Source organism: Campylobacter sp. CH278 (assembly GCF_004378845.1).
GTDB classification, from domain to species: Bacteria; Campylobacterota; Campylobacteria; order Campylobacterales; family Campylobacteraceae; genus Campylobacter_D; species Campylobacter_D jejuni.
In genome coordinates this window covers 15,511-35,667 of record NZ_RYXZ01000004.1, presented here as the reverse complement: position 1 = coordinate 35,667, position 20,157 = coordinate 15,511, and the positions used below count along the sequence as shown (strand labels likewise).

At 32.8% G+C, this 20,157-nt stretch carries 15 protein-coding genes; 7 read left to right on the top strand and 8 right to left on the bottom strand.

Features of this window, described 5'->3' with window-relative positions; all coding sequences use genetic code 11:
- Positions 1-5 precede the first annotated feature (5 nt).
- Positions 6-1,073, top strand: a complete 1,068-nt coding sequence (gene dnaN, locus ELQ04_RS04150; RefSeq protein WP_044778106.1) for a DNA polymerase III subunit beta — start codon at positions 6-8, stop codon at positions 1,071-1,073.
- A gap of 28 nt (positions 1,074-1,101) precedes the next feature.
- On the top strand, positions 1,102-3,411 hold the full coding sequence (gene gyrB, locus ELQ04_RS04145; RefSeq protein WP_044778107.1) for a DNA topoisomerase (ATP-hydrolyzing) subunit B: 2,310 nt from the start codon (positions 1,102-1,104) through the stop codon (positions 3,409-3,411).
- 25 nt (positions 3,412-3,436) lie between these two features.
- On the opposite strand, the gene ELQ04_RS04140 is transcribed toward gyrB, so the two are convergent.
- Together ELQ04_RS04140 and ELQ04_RS04135 are read right to left on the bottom strand one after the other, a co-directional pair.
- Positions 3,437-3,778: a monoheme cytochrome C gene (locus ELQ04_RS04140; protein ID WP_002853099.1), complete on the bottom strand. Its 342-nt coding sequence runs from the start codon at positions 3,776-3,778 to the stop codon at positions 3,437-3,439.
- 2 nt (positions 3,779-3,780) lie between these two features.
- Positions 3,781-5,019 (bottom strand): sulfite oxidase, encoded by a 1,239-nt coding sequence (locus tag ELQ04_RS04135; RefSeq protein WP_002937531.1) that lies wholly within the window; start codon positions 5,017-5,019, stop codon positions 3,781-3,783.
- A gap of 203 nt (positions 5,020-5,222) precedes the next feature.
- Here ELQ04_RS04135 and ELQ04_RS04130 point away from each other — a divergent pair, with 203 nt between their 5' ends.
- The 3 genes from ELQ04_RS04130 (at position 5,223) to ELQ04_RS04120 (ending at position 12,609) form a co-directional block, all read left to right on the top strand.
- Positions 5,223-6,530 (top strand): Na+/H+ antiporter family protein, encoded by a 1,308-nt coding sequence (locus tag ELQ04_RS04130; protein WP_134224452.1) that lies wholly within the window; start codon positions 5,223-5,225, stop codon positions 6,528-6,530.
- Positions 6,531-6,663: 133 nt separating this feature from the next.
- Positions 6,664-11,154: a glutamate synthase large subunit gene (gene gltB / locus ELQ04_RS04125; protein WP_134224450.1), complete on the top strand. Its 4,491-nt coding sequence runs from the start codon at positions 6,664-6,666 to the stop codon at positions 11,152-11,154.
- Between the two features lie 9 nt (positions 11,155-11,163).
- The gene (locus ELQ04_RS04120; protein ID WP_044778111.1) at positions 11,164-12,609 is read left to right on the top strand and encodes a glutamate synthase subunit beta; all 1,446 of its coding nucleotides are present in this window, start codon (positions 11,164-11,166) and stop codon (positions 12,607-12,609) included.
- Here the strand turns inward: ELQ04_RS04120 and ELQ04_RS04115 are convergent, their stop codons facing one another.
- From ELQ04_RS04115 to ELQ04_RS04105, 3 genes are all read right to left on the bottom strand, one after another.
- Positions 12,610-13,185, bottom strand: coding sequence for a ribonuclease HII (locus ELQ04_RS04115; RefSeq protein WP_002866799.1), 576 nt, complete (start codon positions 13,183-13,185; stop codon positions 12,610-12,612).
- Positions 13,186-13,217: 32 nt separating this feature from the next.
- Positions 13,218-13,457 (bottom strand): ComEA family DNA-binding protein, encoded by a 240-nt coding sequence (locus ELQ04_RS04110; RefSeq protein WP_002866798.1) that lies wholly within the window; start codon positions 13,455-13,457, stop codon positions 13,218-13,220.
- Between the two features lie 64 nt (positions 13,458-13,521).
- Positions 13,522-14,169: a ferritin family protein gene (locus ELQ04_RS04105; protein ID WP_002855562.1), complete on the bottom strand. Its 648-nt coding sequence runs from the start codon at positions 14,167-14,169 to the stop codon at positions 13,522-13,524.
- 159 nt (positions 14,170-14,328) lie between these two features.
- Between ELQ04_RS04105 and ilvD the strand changes: the two genes are divergently transcribed.
- Positions 14,329-16,005 carry a dihydroxy-acid dehydratase gene (ilvD, locus tag ELQ04_RS04100; RefSeq protein ID WP_002937538.1) on the top strand — a complete coding sequence of 559 codons (1,677 nt, stop codon included), beginning with the start codon at positions 14,329-14,331 and terminating at the stop codon, positions 16,003-16,005.
- Between the two features lie 11 nt (positions 16,006-16,016).
- Here the strand turns inward: ilvD and ELQ04_RS04095 are convergent, their stop codons facing one another.
- Together ELQ04_RS04095 and ELQ04_RS04090 are read right to left on the bottom strand one after the other, a co-directional pair.
- A complete protein-coding gene (locus tag ELQ04_RS04095; protein ID WP_002937542.1) occupies positions 16,017-16,541 on the bottom strand; it encodes a YagU family protein in 525 nt (174 codons plus the stop codon).
- 91 nt (positions 16,542-16,632) lie between these two features.
- The gene (locus ELQ04_RS04090; RefSeq protein ID WP_044778112.1) at positions 16,633-17,859 is read right to left on the bottom strand and encodes an HD domain-containing protein; all 1,227 of its coding nucleotides are present in this window, start codon (positions 17,857-17,859) and stop codon (positions 16,633-16,635) included.
- A gap of 76 nt (positions 17,860-17,935) precedes the next feature.
- Between ELQ04_RS04090 and queC the strand changes: the two genes are divergently transcribed.
- Entirely contained in the window at positions 17,936-18,610 is a 675-nt protein-coding gene (gene queC / locus ELQ04_RS04085) for a 7-cyano-7-deazaguanine synthase QueC (protein ID WP_044778113.1), read from the top strand.
- A 20-nt stretch (positions 18,611-18,630) separates the two neighbouring features.
- Here queC and dsbI read toward each other — a convergent pair whose 3' ends face one another.
- Positions 18,631-20,157 (bottom strand): disulfide bond formation protein DsbI, encoded by a 1,527-nt coding sequence (gene dsbI / locus ELQ04_RS04080; RefSeq protein WP_044778114.1) that lies wholly within the window; start codon positions 20,155-20,157, stop codon positions 18,631-18,633.

Genomic DNA, 20,157 nt, shown 5'->3' with positions numbered 1-20,157 from the left:
AAAAAATGAAGTTAAGTATCAATAAAAATACTTTAGAATCTGCAGTGATTTTATGTAATGCTTATGTAGAAAAAAAAGACTCAAGCACTATTACTTCTCATCTTTTTTTTCATGCTGATGAAGATAAACTTCTTATTAGAGCTAGTGATTATGAAATAGGTATCAACTATAAAATAAAAAAAATTCGCGTAGAATCAAGTGGTTTTGCTACTGCAAATGCAAAAAGTATTGCAGATGTTATTAAAAGCTTAAACAATGAAGAAGTTGTTTTAGAAACCATTGATAATTTTTTATTTATAAGACAAAAAAGCACAAAATACAAACTTCCTATGTTTAATCATGAAGATTTTCCAAATTTTCCAAATACAGAAGGAAAAAACCAATTTGACATTGATTCAAGTGACTTAAGTCGTTCTCTTAAAAAGATATTACCAAGTATTGATACAAACAACCCAAAATACTCTTTAAATGGTGCATTTTTAGATATAAAAACAGATAAAATTAACTTCGTAGGAACTGATACAAAACGCCTTGCAATCTATACTTTAGAAAAAGCAAATAATCAAGAATTTAGTTTTAGTATCCCTAAAAAAGCTATCATGGAAATGCAAAAACTTTTCTATGAAAAAATAGAAATTTTTTACGATCAAAATATGCTTATCGCTAAAAATGAAAATTTTGAATTCTTTACAAAACTTATTAACGATAAATTTCCAGATTATGAAAAAGTTATACCAAAAACTTTCAAACAAGAACTCAGTTTTTCAACTGAAGATTTTATAGATAGTCTTAAAAAAATCAGCGTTGTAACTGAAAAAATGAAACTTCATTTTAACAAAGATAAAATCATCTTTGAAGGTATAAGTTTAGATAATATGGAAGCAAAAACAGAGCTTGAAATTCAAACAGGAGTAAGTGAAGAATTTAATCTTACTATAAAAATCAAATATTTACTTGATTTCTTAACTTCTATAGAAGAAGAAAAATTCACTTTAAGTGTAAATGAATCTAATTCAGCATTTATAGTCAAATCCCAAGGACTATCAATGATTATCATGCCTATGATTTTGTAATAAAACAAGTAAAAGATAAAGGAAAAATATGCAAGAAAATTATGGTGCGAGTAATATTAAAGTCTTAAAAGGCTTAGAAGCTGTTAGAAAACGCCCAGGTATGTATATAGGAGATACAAACATAGGCGGACTTCATCATATGATTTATGAAGTTGTGGATAATTCTATCGATGAAGCTATGGCAGGACATTGTGATACTATAGATGTAGAAATCACTACTGAAGGAAGCTGTATAGTTAGTGATAATGGTCGTGGTATTCCTATTGATATGCACCCAACTGAAAATATGCCAACTTTAACTGTTGTTTTAACTGTCCTTCATGCAGGGGGAAAATTCGATAAAGATACTTACAAAGTTTCAGGCGGTTTGCACGGTGTTGGGGTTTCGGTTGTAAATGCACTTTCTAAAAAACTTGTAGCTACAGTTGAAAGAAATGGAGAAATTTATCGTCAAGAATTTTCAGAAGGTAAAGTTATCAGTGAATTTGGTGTGATAGGAAAAAGTAAAAAAACAGGAACAACTATAGAATTTTGGCCTGATGATCAAATTTTTGAAGTGACTGAATTTGATTATGAAATTTTGGCTAAAAGATTTCGTGAACTTGCATACTTAAATCCAAAAATTACTATAAATTTTAAAGATAACCGCGTAGGCAAACATGAAAGTTTTCACTTTGAAGGTGGAATTTCTCAGTTTGTTACAGACTTAAATAAAAAAGAAGCTTTAACTAAAGCAATTTTCTTTAGCGTAGATGAAGAAGATGTGAATGTTGAAGTAGCTTTGCTTTACAATGATACTTATAGTGAAAATTTACTCTCTTTTGTAAATAATATCAAAACCCCAGATGGTGGAACACACGAAGCTGGTTTTAGAATGGGCTTAACTCGTGTGATAAGTAACTATATAGAAGCAAATGCAAGTGCTAGAGAAAAGGATAATAAAATCACGGGTGAAGATGTGCGTGAAGGTTTGATTGCTGTTGTAAGTGTAAAGGTGCCTGAACCACAATTTGAAGGACAAACCAAAGGAAAACTTGGTTCAACTTATGTGCGTCCTATAGTTTCAAAAGCAAGTTTTGAGTATTTGACTAAATATTTTGAAGAAAATCCTATCGAAGCTAAAGCTATAATGAACAAAGCTTTAATGGCAGCACGCGGAAGAGAAGCAGCGAAAAAAGCTAGAGAATTAACGCGTAAAAAAGAAAGTTTAAGCGTAGGAACTTTACCAGGAAAATTAGCTGATTGTCAAAGTAAAGATCCAAGTGAAAGTGAAATTTATCTTGTGGAAGGGGATTCTGCAGGAGGTTCTGCAAAACAAGGTAGAGAAAGATCTTTCCAAGCTATACTGCCTTTGCGTGGTAAAATTTTAAATGTTGAAAAAGCAAGACTGGATAAAATTTTAAAATCTGAGCAAATTCAAAATATGATTACCGCTTTTGGCTGTGGTATAGGTGAAGATTTTGATCTTTCAAAACTTAGATATCATAAAATTATCATCATGACAGATGCGGATGTTGATGGATCACATATACAAACATTGCTTTTAACTTTCTTCTTCCGTTTTATGAATGAACTTGTGGCAAATGGACATATTTATTTAGCACAACCACCTTTATATCTTTATAAAAAAGCTAAAAAGCAAATTTATTTAAAAGATGAAAAAGCTTTGAGTGAATACCTGATAGAAACGGGAATAGAAGGTTTAAACTATGAAGGTATAGGAATGAATGATTTAAAAGATTATTTAAAAATCGTCGCAGCTTATCGTGTGATTTTAAAAGATCTTGAAAAGCGTTTTAATGTAATTTCTGTAATACGCTATATGATAGAAAATTCAAATTTAGTCAAAGGAAATAATGAAGAATTATTTAGTGCAATCAAACAATTTTTAGAAACACAAGGACACAATATCTTAAATCATTATATCAATGAAAATGAAATTCGAGCTTTCGTTCAAACTCAAAATGGCTTAGAAGAACTTGTGATCAACGAAGAACTTTTCACTCATCCATTATATGAAGAAGCAAATTATATTTTTGATAAGATTAAAGACAGAGGCTTGAAATTTGATAAAGATATTTTAGAAGTTCTTGAAGATGTTGAAACCAATGCTAAAAAAGGCGCTACTATACAACGCTATAAAGGTTTAGGGGAAATGAATCCTGAGCAACTTTGGGAAACCACAATGGATCCAAGCGTAAGAAGACTTTTAAAAATTACTATTGAAGATGCACAAAGTGCAAATGATACCTTTAATCTCTTTATGGGTGATGAGGTTGAACCAAGACGCGATTATATCCAAGCACACGCTAAAGATGTAAAACATTTGGATGTGTAAATTTATCATTGAAGAAGTCATTTCTTCAATGAGTTTTGTTTTGTAAGAGTATAGCTAGAGGAATTCTTCTTCTTGTATCGTATTTTTCTCCATAATATTTTTCAAGATAATTTAAAATTTTTTCTTCATCTTCAGGTTCTATTTCCCAAAGTCCTTCACTATCTTGCATCCATCTTATAGCTGCTAACCAAGCTTTTCTACTTGCATGCATATTGGTAATGAGATTGGATCCATGACAAGCTAAACAATTTGCTTCCACTAAAGGTGAATCAGGATCGATAATCAATCCTGTATCAGGGTTAATTTCAAGATTTTGAGCCCAACTTGCACTTAAAAACAATGCTAAGATCAATATAATTTTTTTCATACTTAAACTCCATAAACATTAACTCTATGGCATGCATTATTGATATATCCTCCTGGATTCCACTGTGCTAAAACCATAGGTTGACTGTTACCTTGACTATCGATAGCTCTTGCCCAAATTTCATAATATCCTTTTGTTGGTATTGATATTTGAGCACTCCATTTTTGCCATGCTAATCTATTTAATGGTTTTTCTACCTTTGCTTTAGTCCATGTTACGCCATAATCATTGCTTATATAAACTTCACTAACTTCAAGTTCTCCAGCCCAAGCTTTACCTCTAACTTCAAATTTTTTATTTGCTTTTATTTCAGAACCATTTTTGATATTAGTAATTACAGATCTTATAGGCATTGATTCTATGATTTTCATCTCACCTTTATAGTTAAAATCTCCTGGTTTTACCGGATTTACAGGAACTTTATAAGAACCTTCCATTTTTTCACCATCATGAATTTTATTTCTTACTGAAATTTTATAAAGCCATTTACCGCTTGTACTTGCAGGGTAACCACCACAAACAAGTCTAAGTGGATAGCCATTGACTAAAGGAATATCTTTGCCTTCATAAGCCCAAGCTATTAGAGTTTCATCTTGTAAAGCTTTAGAAATAGGAACTCCTCTACTAATAGGTGAAGTTTCTTCACCATTTAATTTTGTATCTATGCCATAATATCCGATATAAACTGCATCATTTTTGATGCCACAATCTTTTAAAATATCTTTTAAACGCACTCCTGTCCATCTACCGCAAGCTACTGCACCATAACCCCATTGAGTTCCTTTTGTGCTAGGTATAACTTCGGATCTACCATTTCCACCGCATTCAACTGTTAAGGCATAAGTATAGGTTTTAAATTTCTTTTTTAAATCTTCTATGGTGTAAGATTTTTTATTGATAATGCTTTCTCCATCAATTTCTAACGTCCAACCTTTGTGAAGTCTTTCTTTTATCGTTTCTAGGCTTGGTGGTAAGCCATTATTTCTAACAAAGAAATTTTCAGGTTTGGTAAAATCAGAATCAAGAGCATAAATTTCAGTTTCTGCTGTTAATGGTTTTTCGCCATGGTAGATAAGATCTTTTTTACCTTCTATTTTAAAATCAGGCAATTCTTTTGCCAAAGCCTTACTTCCTAAAAAATTCTCAAAAGAAAAATTTGACAATACACTGATGCCAAGCAAACCAAATCCTATATTTTTTAAGAAATCTCTGCGATCTTCTTTTTGATTGTTTTGTTTCATTGAAATATCCTTATATTTTTATGATTTTTTTATTTTATTATAAATTTTAGGAATTTAAATAATTGATTATATTAATCTTTTTGATTAAAAAAATTAATTATTTTTATAATTTTGCATATTAAAATAAAATCATTATATGTTCGAGTTTTATTACATTTTAACTAAGTTTTTTTTACAATTAAATTTTTAAAATTATTTAAGGAATGATTTTGACTTTACTTACTAATCCTATTATTATCAGTGTTGTTTTGATGACTTTACTTTGTTTGTTTCGTTTTAATGTACTTTTGAGTCTTTTGATCTCAGCTCTTGTTGCAGGTGTATTTTTTCATCTTGAACTCGTAGATACTATGAACATACTTATAAGCGGAATGAAAGAAAATTTAAAAACAGCTCTTAGCTATATACTCTTAGGGGCCATTGCCGCAGCGATTTCAAAGACAAATTTAACTGCATATTTGATTAAGATAGTAAGTCATTTTATATCTCATAAAAAATATTTATTGCTTTTGTCTATAGCTTTGATTTCTTGTTTTTCTCAAAATTTAATTCCTATTCATGTGGCTTTTATACCTTTGTTAATTCCACCTCTTTTAAGTCTTTTTAATAAACTTAAAATCGATCGTAGAGCGGTTGCTTGTGCTTTAACTTTTGGACTTACTACGCCTTATATGGTTTTGCCAGTAGGCTTTGGACTTACTTTTCAAGATCTTTTAAAAGATAATTTAAATGCAAATAATGTAAGTGTATCTTTAAATGATGTTACAAATACTATGTATTTCGCTGCGATTTGTATGATAGCAGGACTTTTTTTAGCGCTTTTTGTGTTTTATCGTAAGTCAAGAGAGTATCAAGAAGTAGAAATTACTAAAGTGGATTTAGAAAATCTTGAAATGACGCGTAAGGAATGGGGCGTTTTAGCTGGGCTTGTTTTAACTTTAATTTTGCAAATTTTGACTATGAATTTGCCTTTATCAGGGCTTTTGGGTTTTGTTTTAATGGTTATTTTGGGTGGAGTTGAATTTTCAAAAGTCAATGAAGTTTTTGATGATGGGCTTAAAATGATGGGTTTTATAGCTTTTGTTATCCTTGTTGCTGCAGGATATGGAGAAGTTTTAAAAGAAAGTGGATCAGTAATAGATCTTGTAAATTCAGTCGTTCCTTGGATGGAGCAAAGTAAATTTTTAGCAGTATTTTTCATGCTTTTAATAGGACTTATCATCACTATGGGTATAGGTACTTCTTTTGGAACTATACCTATCATAGCTACGCTTTTTTGTCCTATTTGTTTGGAACTTGGTTTTAGTACAGCACTTATTATATTTATCTTAGGAGTAGCAGGAGCTTTAGGAGATGCAGGAAGTCCAGCCAGTGAAACAACCATGGGAACTACTGTAGGATTAAATGCTGATAAACAACACGATCACATTAAAGATACTTGCATACCAACTTTTATTTTTTATAATGGTCCATTATTGATTTTAGGTAGTATTATCGCCATGTTTTTATAATTTTTGCAAATCTATCAAAATATTTTTTAATTTATTTATTTTTAAGATAAAAATTATATCGATTTTAAAAAAATGTATGCTATAATCCTTATAAAGCTAACAAAATTTAAATCAGTCTTATAAGGAGAGCAAAATGGATTTAGAAAATATCCTAGAAAATAATCAAAGCATAGGTTTATATCACCCAAAGAACGAACACGATGCCTGTGGTATCGCTGCAGTTGCTAATATACGCGGTATTGCTTCTTATAAGGTTATTTGTGATGCTTTAGAAATTTTGATGAATCTTGAACACCGAGGTGGTGCAGGAGCTGAAGAAAATTCAGGTGATGGAGCTGGGATTTTAATCCAAATTCCACATGATTTTTTTAAAACTCAAGAATTGGGTTTTGAACTTCCTAAAAAGGGTAATTATGCTGTAGCACAGATGTTTTTATCACCCAATACTGATGCAAAAGAAGAAGCAAAAGAAATATTTTTACAAGGTTTAAAGGATAAAAAACTTGAATTTTTAGGTTTTAGAGAAGTGCCTTTTAATCCTAGCGATATAGGTGCAAGTGCTTTAAAAGCTATGCCTTATTTTTTACAAGCCTTTGTGAAAAAACCAAGTAAAATAAGTGCAGGACTTGAGTTTGAAAGAGTGCTTTATAGTACGCGTCGCCTTATAGAAAAAAGAGCTATTAATGTGCCAAAATTTTATTTTTCAAGTTTTTCTTCACGTACCATAGTTTATAAAGGAATGCTTCTTTCAACTCAATTGAGCGATTTTTATCTTGATTTTAAAGATGTCAATATGAAATCAGCTATCGCTTTGGTGCATTCTCGCTTTTCGACTAATACCTTCCCAAGTTGGGAAAGAGCTCATCCAAACCGCTATATGGTGCATAATGGAGAGATTAATACTATACGCGGAAATGTTGATAGCATAAGAGCTAGAGAAGGCTTGATGCAAAGTGAGTATTTTGAAAATTTAGATGAAATTTTTCCTATCATAGCTAAGCCTAGCAGTGATTCTGCAATGTTTGATAATACTTTAGAATTTTTAGCTCTAAATGGTCGCACTTTAGAAGAAGCTTTTATGATGATGGTGCCAGAACCTTGGCATAAAAATGAAAATATGGAAAGCAAAAAGCGTGCTTTTTATGAATATCATTCTTTATTGATGGAGCCTTGGGATGGGCCTGCTGCTATAGTTTTTACTGATGGAGTGATTATGGGGGCGAGTTTGGATAGAAATGGTTTTCGTCCTTCAAGGTATTATCTTACAAAAGATGATATGCTCATACTTTCAAGTGAAACAGGGGCTTTAAAACTTGATGAAAAAAATATCAAAGCCAAAAAACGCTTAGAACCTGGAAAACTTTTACTCGTTGATACAGCAAGAGGTAGGGTTATAGCTGATAATGAAATCAAAGAGCATTATGCTAATGCTAAGCCTTATAAAAAATGGCTTAAAAATTTAGTTGAACTTGAAAAACAAAAAAGTGGAGTTTATAAACATCAGTTTTTAAAAGAAGATGAGGTTTTAAAACTTCAAAAAGCTTTTGGTTGGAGTTATGATGAGCTTAAAATGAGTGTGGCTGCTATGGCTCAAAATGGTAAAGAAGCTATAGCAGCTATGGGCGTAGATACTCCTTTAGCTATACTTTCTAAAACTTATCAACCTTTGTATAATTATTTTAAACAACTTTTTGCACAAGTAACTAACCCTCCTCTTGATGCTATAAGAGAAGAGATCGTTACTTCTACTAGGATTTATCTAGGAAGCGAAGGCAATTTATTAAAACCTGATGAAAACAATGCAAAACGCGTAAAAATAGCCTTGCCTGTGATAAGCAATGAAGAGCTTTTTGAAGTTAAAGCTTTAAATAAATTTCAAGTTAAAGAATTTTCTATACTTTATGATTATTCTCAAAAAACTTTAGAAAAGGCTTTAGATGAGCTTTGCGTTAAGATAGAAGATGAGGTTAAAAAAGGTGCTTCTATTATCATTTTAAGCGATAAAGGAGTGGATGAAAAAAACGCTTATATCCCTGCTTTACTTGCTGTTTCTGGAGTGCATAATCATCTAGTAAGAAAAAATTTAAGAACACATACAAGTCTTATTATCGAAAGTGGTGAACCTAGAGAAATTCATCATTTTGCATGTCTTTTAGGTTATGGTGCGACTGTTATTAATCCTTATTTGGTTTATGAGAGCATACAAAAACTCATTGCCAATAAAGATTTAAATTTAAGCTATGAAAAGGCGGTAGAAAATTTCATCAAGGCAAGTTCAAGTGGCATAGTCAAAATTGCTTCTAAAATGGGAGTTTCTACCTTGCAAAGTTATAATGGCTCTGCACTTTTTGAATGTCTGGGCTTAAGCTCTAAGGTGATTGATAAATACTTCACTTCTACAACTTCACGCATTGAAGGTATGGATTTAGAAGATTTTGAAAAAGAGCTCATTGCTTTACACAAACATGCTTTTAACGATACACATAAGGCTTTAGATTCTAAAGGAATTCATGGTTTTAGAAGTGCTAAAGAAGAACATTTAATCGATCCACTTGTGATTTTTAATCTTCAGCAAGCCTGTCGCAACAAAGACTATAAAAGCTTTAAAAAATACTCGGCTTTAGTAGATGAAAAACAAGTTAATTTGCGTTCTTTGATGGAATTTGATTTTAGTGAAGCTATCAGTATAGATAAGGTTGAAAGTGTAGAAAGTATAGTTAAACGCTTTAGAACAGGGGCGATGAGTTATGGTTCTATTTCTAAAGAAGCACACGAGTGTTTAGCACAGGCTATGAATAAAATAGGTGCTAAATCAAATTCAGGTGAAGGTGGCGAGGATGAAGAACGCTATAAAATCAAAGAGGGTGTGGATAAAAACTCAGCCATTAAGCAAGTAGCAAGTGGGCGTTTTGGCGTGGATTTAAACTATTTAAGTCATGCAAAAGAAATTCAAATCAAAGTCGCTCAAGGCGCAAAACCAGGTGAAGGCGGACAGTTAATGGGCTTTAAAGTCTATCCTTGGATAGCTAAGGCTAGACATTCTACTGCAGGTGTGACGCTTATTTCCCCGCCTCCTCATCATGATATTTATTCTATAGAAGATTTAGCTCAACTCATTTATGATTTAAAAAATGCCAATAAAGATGCTAAAATTTCAGTAAAACTTGTAAGCGAAAATGGCATAGGAACGGTTGCTGCAGGTGTGGCTAAGGCAGGAGCGAATTTAATCCTTGTTTCAGGTTATGATGGAGGTACAGGTGCAAGTCCTAGAACTTCTATACCGCATGCAGGAATTCCTTGGGAGTTAGGTTTGGCTGAAACGCATCAAACTTTGATTTTAAACAAGCTTAGAGATAGGGTAAGATTAGAAACTGATGGAAAGCTTATGAATGGGCGTGATTTAGCCATAGCAGCACTTTTAGGAGCTGAAGAATTTGGCTTTGCAACCGCACCTTTGATTGTTTTAGGTTGTACGATGATGAGAGTTTGCCATCTAAATACCTGTCCTTTTGGTATAGCTACTCAAGATATAGAACTTAGGGATCGTTTTAAAGGTAAAGTAGATGATGTGATTAATTTTATGTATTTTATAGCCGAGGAACTTAGAGAATATATGGCAAGACTTGGTTTTGAACGCCTAGATGATATGATAGGTCGTGTGGATAAACTCCGCCAAAAAAGTGTGCAAGGTAAAGCAGGAAAGCTAAATTTGGATAAAATTTTAAAATCCTTACCTACTTATAATAGAACCGCTGTGCATTTTAAAGACTATAAAGACAATAAACTTGAAAAAACGATTGATTATAGAATTTTACTCCCACTTTGTAAAAATGCTGTGGAGAAAAAAGAGCCTATCAAGCTTTCTTTAGAAGTAGGAAATCAAAGCCGTACTTTTGCGACTATGCTTTCAAGTGAAATTTTAAAAACTTATGGAAAAGATGCTTTAGATGAAGATAGTATCCATATCAAAGCTATAGGCAATGCTGGCAATAGCTTTGGAGCGTTTTTATTAAAGGGCATTAAACTTGAAATTATAGGCGATAGCAATGATTATTTAGGCAAGGGTTTAAGTGGTGGCAAAATTATAGCAAAAATTTCAAATGAAGCCACTTTTTCGCCTGAAGAAAATATCATCGCAGGAAATGCTTGTTTATACGGAGCTACAAAAGGTGAAGTGTATTTAGATGGTATAGCAGGGGAAAGATTTTGTGTAAGAAATTCAGGGGCTTTGGCTGTGGTTTTAGGAACAGGTGTGCATGGCTGTGAATATATGACAGGTGGAAAAGTTGTAGTTCTTGGAGATGTGGGTGCGAATTTCGCTGCTGGTATGAGTGGGGGCGTTGTTTATATCTTTGGAAGACACAATGAAGCTCATGTAAATACCGAGCTTGTGGATATTAAAGATCTTAATGTTAAGGATGAAAAAGAATTAAAGGCTGTGATAGAAAAACATATTGCTTATACAGATTCTAAAAAGGCTAAAGATATCTTAGAAAAATTCGATAAAAAAGACTTTTTTAAAGTTATGCCAAGAGATTATGAAAAGATGTTAAAAATGCTTGATCTTTGTAAAAATGAAAAAGATCCAAATTTAGCAGCATTTTTGAAAATCACACAAAAATAAGGAGTAAAAATGGGAAATGCAAGAGGTTTTTTAGACTTTAAAAGAATGGATTTTAAAAAAATTGCTCCTAAGGAAAGGGTTTTAAATTTCAAAGAATTTACTATACCTTTGGATAAAAAAGAACAAGAAATTCAAGGTGGGCGTTGTATGGATTGTGGTGTAGCCTTTTGTCATACGGGTGTGATGAGCGAAGGAAAAGATGTGGGCTGTCCTTTAAACAATCTCATTCCTGAATGGAACGATCTTATTTATCACTCTTTATGGAAAGAAGCTTATGAAAGACTTGATTTTACGAATCCTTTTCCTGAATTTACCGGTCGTGTTTGCCCTGCTCCTTGTGAGGATTCTTGTGTGTGTGCGATAAATGGTGTTAGTGTGAGCATAAAAAATAATGAATTATCCATTATAGAAAATGCTTTTAAAGAAAATTTAGTAAGAGTAAATAAACCTAAGCAATACAATAGCAAAAAAATCGCTATCATAGGAAGTGGACCTGCTGGGCTTGCTTGTGCTAATACTTTAAATTCACTAGGTTATAAAGTAAGTGTTTTTGAAAGAAGCGATAAAATAGGCGGACTTTTGATGTATGGCATCCCTGATATGAAGCTTGATAAAAGTATAGTTCAAAGACGGGTGGATTTGCTTAAAAAAAGTGGGATTGAATTTAAAGTGAATGAAAATATAGACAGCAAAGATAAGGTTTCAAAACTTCTAAAAGAATTTGATGCTTTGGTACTTTGTACAGGAGCAAGCAAGCCTATAGATCTTGATATAGAAGGTAGAAAGCTAAAAGGGGTTGAATTTGCCCTTGATTTTTTAACGCAAAATACCAAAACTTTGTTAAAAACAGGCAAGGGCGCAGATACGGCCAAAGGTAAAAATGTCTTAGTTATAGGAAGTGGGGATACAAGTGTGGATTGTATCGCTGTGGCGACAAGACAAGGGGCCAAATCTATAGTGCGTTTTGAAAGAAGTCCAAAAAGACCTTTGCAAAGAAGCCAAAACAATCCTTGGCCTTTAAAAGCTGACATTTTTACTACTGATTATGGTTTAGAAGAAGCCATTGCTGTATATGGCAAAGATCCTAGGGAATATCAAAAAATGACAAAGAAATTTTTAGGAAAAACTCATGTAGAAGGTGTTGAAGCAAATGATTTAAAACGTGAGTTTAAAGAAGGCAAAGCTATAAATGTCGAAATTTCAAATTCTAAAAAAACTTATAAAGCAGATTTAGTACTTTTAGCTATGGGTTTTAGCGGGTGCGAAGAAGCTATCGCTAAAAATTTTGGAGTGAAATTAGATGAGAAAAACAACATAAGCACAGAAAATTTCCAAACCACTCATAAAAAAATCTTTGCTTGTGGAGATGCTAGAAAAGGACAATCTTTAGTTGTTTGGGCTATAAAAGATGGTATAGAATGTGCTTTGAGTTTGCATCAAAATTTAGCAAAATAATCATAAAAGTTTAAAACTTTTTCGGTGGAGTTTGCAAATTCCAAATTTAGCTATAAGTTCTTTATGAGCTTTTGTGCCGTAGGCTTTGTTTTTTTCAAATTCATAACAAGGAAAGTCTTTAGCTAAGAAATTCATCACCCTATCTTTACTAACTTTTGCAAGTATGCTAGCTGCACTTACTTGCAAAATGCTAGCATCGGCTTTGATTTGTGTTTTTATCCCGTTTATACCTAGGTTGGTGTTTCCATCATATAAGAAGTTATTTTCTGTTTTAAAATGCTTTTTTATAAGCTTTAAGCCTGTTTTTAAACAAGTGCTTAAGCCTAGTGCGTCGATTTGTTCTGAAGAAAAAGCAAGTATGAGATAATTTGAATTTTTGATGATGATTTCATAAAGTTCTTCGCGTTTTTTTTCGCTTAGTTTTTTAGAATCGCACAACCCATCAAGTTTTTTGTTCAGTTTACAAGCCGCCATCATCATAGGACCTGCTAAAGCACCGCGTCCTGCTTCATCAATACCGATTAAATTTATATCAAATTCGTTTAAAAGTTCTTTTGTGTCAAATAAAGTTTTCAAATTTTTCTAAAAAGAAGGGCAAAAATGCCCTTTTATTCTACTGTGATATCATTTTTGATTTTTTCAAAAAGCTTATCACCTATGCCTTTAACTTTTTTAAGATCATCAATACTTGTAAAATTTGCTTCTTTGCGGTATTCTAAAATCGATTTAGCCTTAGCTTCGCCAATACCATTTAAACTTTTTAATTCTTTTAGTGTTGCAGTGTTGATATTTACAGCACCAAAGAGAAAAGCCGTTAAAGCAAAAAATAAAAATAGTAATTTTTTCATTTTCTTATCCTTTTATTAAAAAATAATTATAATATTATCTTAAAAAGGATAAGAATTTCTTAACTTAACCCAAAAATTCGCGTTTAAAATACTCTTTTGGTGCTTTACATAAAGGACAGGCTGCTGGAGCTTTTTTGCCACGATGTATATGTCCGCATACTTCACAAACCCATAATTCTTCTACTTCGCTATTAAAAAATTCTTCTTCTTCAAGCATTTTTTTAAGCGCTAGATATTCTCTTTCGTGTTCGATTTCTACTTTACCAATAGCTGTAAATAATCTTGCTATAGCCTTTTTACCTTCATCTTCAGCGATTTTTGCAAAATTTGGATACATAGTTGTGTGCTCATAGTTTTCACCTTCTGCAGCACTTACTAGGTTTTTTGTAGTTACTTCTAAAGGTTTGCCATCAACGATTTCATGATAAGCTTTAAATTCTGCTCTTGCATGCCATTTTTCATTTTCAGCTGCTTCTCTAAAATGTCTAGCAACCGCATGCCAACCTTCTTCTTCAGCTACATCAGCGAATAAATCATATTTGTTTCTTGCCATAGATTCGCCTGCAAAAGCTTTCATCAAATTTACTGCAGTTAAATCTGTAGTGATACATTTCATTTCTTCACCGCAACAGCTAAGCTTACCGCCACCTACATTTTGAACTTCTACTTCATTACCACATTTTTGGCATTTATAGGTTTCATATTGTCTCATTTTGACTCCTTTTTTGATTATCAAAAAGCATTGTATTATAAAAAAATATTTTTGTCAATTAATAATTTTTATCATTTATGAAAATGTATATCAAAATAAATTTCACAAAAATTAAGCTTTGCTAAATATAATTTTAAAAAATTATTATCAGGAGTTACAATGAGAAGCGATGCGATAAAAAAAGGACATTTAAAAGCACCTAATCGTTCTTTACTTCGTGCTTGTGGTTTGAAAGATGAAGATTTTGACAAACCTTTTATAGGTGTAGCAAATAGCTATATAGACATAATCCCAGGGCATTATTTTTTAAATGATTATGCTAAAATCATTAAAGATGAGATACGCAAAAATGGTTGTGTGCCTTTTGAGTTTAATACCATAGGTGTAGATGATGGTATAGCTATGGGGCATGAAGGTATGCTTTATTCTTTACCAAGTCGTGAAATCATCGCAAATTCTATTGAAACAGTGATGAATGCTCATCAACTTGATGCTTTAATCTGTATCCCAAACTGCGATAAAATCACTCCTGGTATGTTAATGGGAGCTTTAAGGGTTAATGTTCCAACCATTTTTGTAAGTGGTGGGCCTATGGCTTCAGGAGTAACCAAAAAAGGAGAAAAGATCAGTCTTAGCTCTGTTTTTGAAGCTGTAGGAGCCTATGAAGCCAAAAAAATTAGCGAAGAAGAATTTAAAGACATAGAATGTTCAGCCTGTCCAAGTGGTGGATCTTGCTCGGGAATGTTTACAGCAAATTCTATGAATACCTTGTGCGAAGCTATGGGTATAGCATTAGAAGGTAATGGAACCATCTTAGCCTTAAGCAAAGAAAGAGAAGAGCTTTTAAGAAAAGCAGCGCGTCGTATTTGTGAAATCGCCTTAGATGAGCGTTTTAAAATTCGCAATATCATCACTCAAAAAGCTGTGCGTAATGCTATGGTAGTAGATATGGCAATGGGTGGAAGTAGCAATACTGTTTTACACATGCTTGCCATTTCGCGTGAAGCAGGGGTAGCACTAGACATTAAAGATTTAAATTTCATCTCAAGCAAAGTTGCACACATAGCAAAAATAGCCCCATCGCTAAATAGTGTTTATATGGATGATATCCACAAAGCAGGTGGTGTGAGTGCAGTTATGGCTGAAATTTCAAGCAGACAAGGACATATTTTAGAACTTGATGCACTGACTATCACAGGAGAAAGTCTCGAAGAACGCTTAAAAAATGCCAAAATCAAAGATGAAAATATCATTCGCAAAGTAGACAATGCTTACTCAAAAGTAGGTGGGCTTGCTATTTTGTTTGGAAATTTAGCTGAGCAAGGTTGTGTTATAAAAACCGCAGGAATAATCGGAGAAAGAAAATTTAAAGGCAAAGCTGTTTGTTTTAACTCTCAAGATGAAGCTATAAAAGGCATTATCAAAGGCAAGGTGCAAAAAGGAAATGTTTGTGTGATACGCTATGAAGGTCCAAAAGGTGGCCCTGGTATGCAAGAAATGTTAAGTCCTACTTCACTTTTAATGGGTATGGGTTTGGGTGCTGATGTGGCTTTAATCACCGATGGTCGTTTTAGCGGGGCTACAAGAGGTTTAAGTGTGGGTCATATTTCCCCTGAAGCAGCTGAAGGTGGTCTTATAGGACTTTTAAAAGATGGAGATGAAATAGAAATTGATGTAGATGCTTATGCCATCCATGCAAATTTAAGCGAAGAAGAAATCGCTAAACGCAAAAAAGAATTTGTATTGCCTCAAAAAGAAGTGCCTTCAAGATGGCTTAGAATGTATCAAAAACTTGTTAGCAATGCTAGTAAAGGTGCGGTTTTAGATATGGAATGAAAGGAAACCTTTCATTCTTCTATTTCTTTAGTTATACGATTTCTTATATCTCTACGAACTATTTCCATACTCCACAGCCAAACAATATGGCCAAAAATTTCAGACAGGTGTTCATCAAAAGGAATTTCAGAAAGTGGTGGAACTTCTGCAATTAAAGGCATTACAATAACATGGGCAAAAAGATAAACAAAAAATCCAAAAACTGCACCTTGCCACATAGTAATACGGTGCCATTTTTCCGCTATCATACAATAAGCTACTCCAAAAACAATAGAAAAACCGACATGCACTATAAAAATTGACAAAGGCATTTGCATACCTGAAAACATATAAGTCCAATCAGTAGGTAAGCCTAGTTGTTCTAGAAAAATTTTAGGTGGAGTAACACGTTCTAAAGCATCTGCTGGCCAAAAAACATTGGGATTTCTTGGAGGAAAAGGTACTTCCCAACCCCATTTAACAATAGCTCCGAAAATACCCGCTAATATACCTATAAAAAAGGCTAAAGTATAGCGCTTTTGAAAGTATTTTTTCATAATAACTCCTTTATATTTTATACAAAATAAAATTTGAATTTATAATATTTTTATTTAAAACATATTGAAAATAGGAGTATAAAAATCTTATTTAAATTTTAAAATACTCTCTTAAACTTTCACAAATTTCAAAAAAATTCACCCCATCTATAGTAGGATTTTCTTTAAAAAACTCATGCATTCCTAAAAAACCACTTTCAAGTTCTTTAGACTTTACACCATAACTTATACTAAGTCCTGCTTCTATATAAGCGGCGATTTTATCGCAGTATTTAAGCGCCTTACCATCTATAGCACCAAATTCATTTTCATTAAAAGAACTTAAACTTCCGCTACAAAGCTCTATTCTAGCATTTTTATAAGTGCGATTTTCAAACTCATTTTTTACAAAATTTGACTCACCGTTTCTACCTTCTCTAATACCTAAAATATAAGAAAACTCAGCCCTTAAACCCTCAGGCACAAAGGGTAAAATTCTTTCATTAATAAGTTTCATTTCATAATCATTTATGATATCATGAAGCCCATCAATGCCATATTTTACAGGGCTGATAATATCACGCGTTAAAGACTCTGGCAAATCATGAAACAAAGCACAATAAAAATTATTCTCAAGTCTTTTATCGCAAGCCTTGATTTTTAGTGAGTAAAAATATCCTAAAATCGCCACCACAAGCATATGTCCTAAAACCGCAGTTTCTGGTATGCGTGGAGTTTGAGCCCAACGCTTTTGAAAGCGAAGTCTTCCGCTAAGATCGATGATTTTGGCTATTTTTTGATTTAAAGCGATTTTTCTAGCTCCTATAAGCTCATAGTAATCTTCTAACTCTTCTTCAACTTTGTTTTTTATCTCATCAATATCGTTTAAAAAAGCTGAGGTTTGATAAACTATGTTAAATTCCCATCTTGTAGCAAAATACGAAGCTGCTTTTAAGATAAGCCTTTCTTTAGCATAAGCATTGCCGTTTAAATACGCTTCAAAACGCTTTAAAAACTCTCCTCCTTCTATATCTTCTATCATAGGTTCGATTTTGCTTAAAACCCAAGCATTAACTTCAGCTTTTTTTTGACGCACGATTTCATGATACACATCAGGGCGTATATCAGTTACTACCACACGACTTAAAAATTCAAAAATTCCCCCTTCTATAATCACTCTCATATCCACATCTTTTTCCATTTTAGCGATAAAATATGCAATGATGAATTTATGAGCTTGTTTGTCAAGTTCCACTAAATTTGCCATTCTTGGATAATCATTCCAACGACTGATAGAAGCGGCTTTAAAAATGTGTTCTATGAGTTTTATGTTTATCATGCTTTTGCCTTTTTTGCAATTTAAATTTAAAAATTTTCGTTAAAATTGCGAAATTATAGCAAATTTAAGGATAAAAATGAGTAAAAAAGCACTTTGTATCATAAGTGGCGGTATGGATAGTACTTTGTGTGCTTATCTAGCCAAAAAAGAAGGTTATGAAATCATCGCTTTGCATTTTGACTATGAACAACGCACTCAAGAAAAAGAAAAAGAATGCTTTAAACAAATTTGCAGGGCTTTAAAAGTAGAAAAATCTTATATTTTAGATGTGAGTTTTATCAAAGATATAGGGGGTAATGCCTTAACCGATAAAAGTATAGACATTCCTAAAAATGAGCTTTGTGTAAGTGATACTCCACCTATTACTTATGTACCTTTTCGTAACGGAATTTTTTTAAGCATAGCAGGATCTTTGGCTGAAAAGGAAAATTGTGAGAGTATTTTTATAGGGGTGGTAGAAGAAGATGGCAGTGGTTATCCTGACTGTACTAATGAGTTTGCACAAAAGGCACAAGAATTTATCAATGAAGGCACGAGTAAGAATTTTAAAGTTTGTATAAAAACTCCGCTTATTAGACTAAATAAAGCTAAAATTGTAGAACTAGCCTTAAAAGAAAATGTGCCTTTAGAGCTTACTTGGTCTTGTTATGAGAGTGAAGATGAAGCTTGCGGGGAGTGTGATAGCTGTTTGCTTCGTTTAAGAGGTTTTGAAAAAGCAGGGGTTAAAGATAAGATCAAATATAAGTCCTAGTTTTCACTAGGACTTAAAGCTTAGTTTAGAGTATAAAGCTTGTTTGCTCCATCTTGATAAGAAAGAATGTTGATTTTTCCATCTTTAAAGAAAATGCTTCTAGCATTAGTGATAGAGCTTGGGAAAGCAATAGTTTTTACTACTTCTTCCTTAACTGGATCAATTACGGCAATCACATTGTGATTTTTACTAAGTGCATAAATTTCTCCATCTTTAAAAGTCATAGAAGTTACATAAAGATCGCCTAAAGTTTTACCTTCTTTAAGATTTGCTTTTGGAGTAAATTCTCCCGAAAGAACACGATCTTTTAAAGAAACTTTAGAGATCACAAAAGTTTTAGCGTCTTTGTTGTTTGGAACAGTTGCAAGATAAAGATAATTTCCATCTGTGCTCATGCTTGCTACATGGTTAAATTTCGCTCTTACAGTATCAAGTCTTCCACGACCTAAACCTTCGCCTTGGCCTTTAAATTTATCATTGCCTTTTACAAAATCAGCGTATTGTTTAGCGATATCTTCTTCACTTGCATTAGGATTTTTTGCAAATCTTAAGAAAGATTTGTTTGAGCCCATAAGAATGAATTTATCGTTCATATAAGGTATGATACCGATGATTGGATCAATAGAAGCCGAAAAATAAGGATCAAGCTCAAAACTTTCTTTAACGCTAAAATTATTATCTAAGAAAGCCACATCCCATTTAGAACTTGCTACAAATTCATTGTTGATATAATCAAGAGTATTGATTGCTTTGTCAAAATTTATGGTTTGTTCATTTGTGATTTTAAGCTCATCATTGATTTTTGCAAATGGAGCATTGTTGATATCATTATCAAATTTTATGCCAAGTTTTTCACTTGCAGGTGCAAAAGCATAATCAGGAGCTTTAACATCACGCTTTCCTAAGAAAGAAATATTTTGCCATAAACCATTCCAACCTTCTTTACTCCAAATGATGTATTTTGGATTTAAGCTAAATCTTACAGGATCGCCTTGTCCTACATAAGGAGGAATTCCTGTGCTTACAAAAGCTTGGAAAACATTTGAAGCTACGATGATGGTGCTGATTAAAACCGCCGCAAAGCTAAATTTAGTGTATTTTCTAAATTTTTCCCCGTTTAATTCTGTTTCAAAAGCATTAAATTTAGGAGCAAAAGCAAAAATCACACCTAAAAGCAATACAACAGCCCAAAATACTACTTCAGCCCAAAAATAAGTATGGATACCAAAAACTGCTAAACCAAAACCTTGATCTAAATCTCTATGAGCGTGGTTGCCATAGTGAGCAAAAGATTGATAAAGTCCTACTGCTGTCATGATTAAAAGAGCGGCAAGGTATTTGCCTTTCATACCATAACGAACAATGAAAAGCGCCATTACACCGATAAAGATCATTGCTTCTCTTTGTCCCCAGCAAAGCGTGCAAGGACTATCGCCCAACATATAACCAAATACAAAATTTGCAATACCTACAGGCAAGAGTATGATCAAAAAGCCTGCTAAACACATTAGCGTGTAGAAATTTTTTGTTTTATTGATTTCGTTCAT

Excerpts from the sequence above, each read along its gene's own strand:
- dnaN (WP_044778106.1), top strand. The coding sequence starts at position 6 with ATGAAGTTAAGTATCAATAAAAATACTTTAGAATCTGCAGTGATTTTA.
- gyrB (WP_044778107.1), top strand. The coding sequence starts at position 1,102 with ATGCAAGAAAATTATGGTGCGAGTAATATTAAAGTCTTAAAAGGCTTA.
- ELQ04_RS04140 (WP_002853099.1), bottom strand. The coding sequence starts at position 3,778 with ATGAAAAAAATTATATTGATCTTAGCATTGTTTTTAAGTGCAAGTTGG.
- ELQ04_RS04135 (WP_002937531.1), bottom strand. The coding sequence starts at position 5,019 with ATGAAACAAAACAATCAAAAAGAAGATCGCAGAGATTTCTTAAAAAAT.
- ELQ04_RS04130 (WP_134224452.1), top strand. The coding sequence starts at position 5,223 with ATGATTTTGACTTTACTTACTAATCCTATTATTATCAGTGTTGTTTTG.
- gltB (WP_134224450.1), top strand. The coding sequence starts at position 6,664 with ATGGATTTAGAAAATATCCTAGAAAATAATCAAAGCATAGGTTTATAT.
- ELQ04_RS04120 (WP_044778111.1), top strand. The coding sequence starts at position 11,164 with ATGGGAAATGCAAGAGGTTTTTTAGACTTTAAAAGAATGGATTTTAAA.
- ELQ04_RS04110 (WP_002866798.1), bottom strand. The coding sequence starts at position 13,457 with ATGAAAAAATTACTATTTTTATTTTTTGCTTTAACGGCTTTTCTCTTT.
- ELQ04_RS04105 (WP_002855562.1), bottom strand. The coding sequence starts at position 14,169 with ATGAGACAATATGAAACCTATAAATGCCAAAAATGTGGTAATGAAGTA.
- ilvD (WP_002937538.1), top strand. The coding sequence starts at position 14,329 with ATGAGAAGCGATGCGATAAAAAAAGGACATTTAAAAGCACCTAATCGT.
- ELQ04_RS04095 (WP_002937542.1), bottom strand. The coding sequence starts at position 16,541 with ATGAAAAAATACTTTCAAAAGCGCTATACTTTAGCCTTTTTTATAGGT.
- ELQ04_RS04090 (WP_044778112.1), bottom strand. The coding sequence starts at position 17,859 with ATGATAAACATAAAACTCATAGAACACATTTTTAAAGCCGCTTCTATC.
- queC (WP_044778113.1), top strand. The coding sequence starts at position 17,936 with ATGAGTAAAAAAGCACTTTGTATCATAAGTGGCGGTATGGATAGTACT.
- dsbI (WP_044778114.1), bottom strand. The coding sequence starts at position 20,157 with ATGAACGAAATCAATAAAACAAAAAATTTCTACACGCTAATGTGTTTA.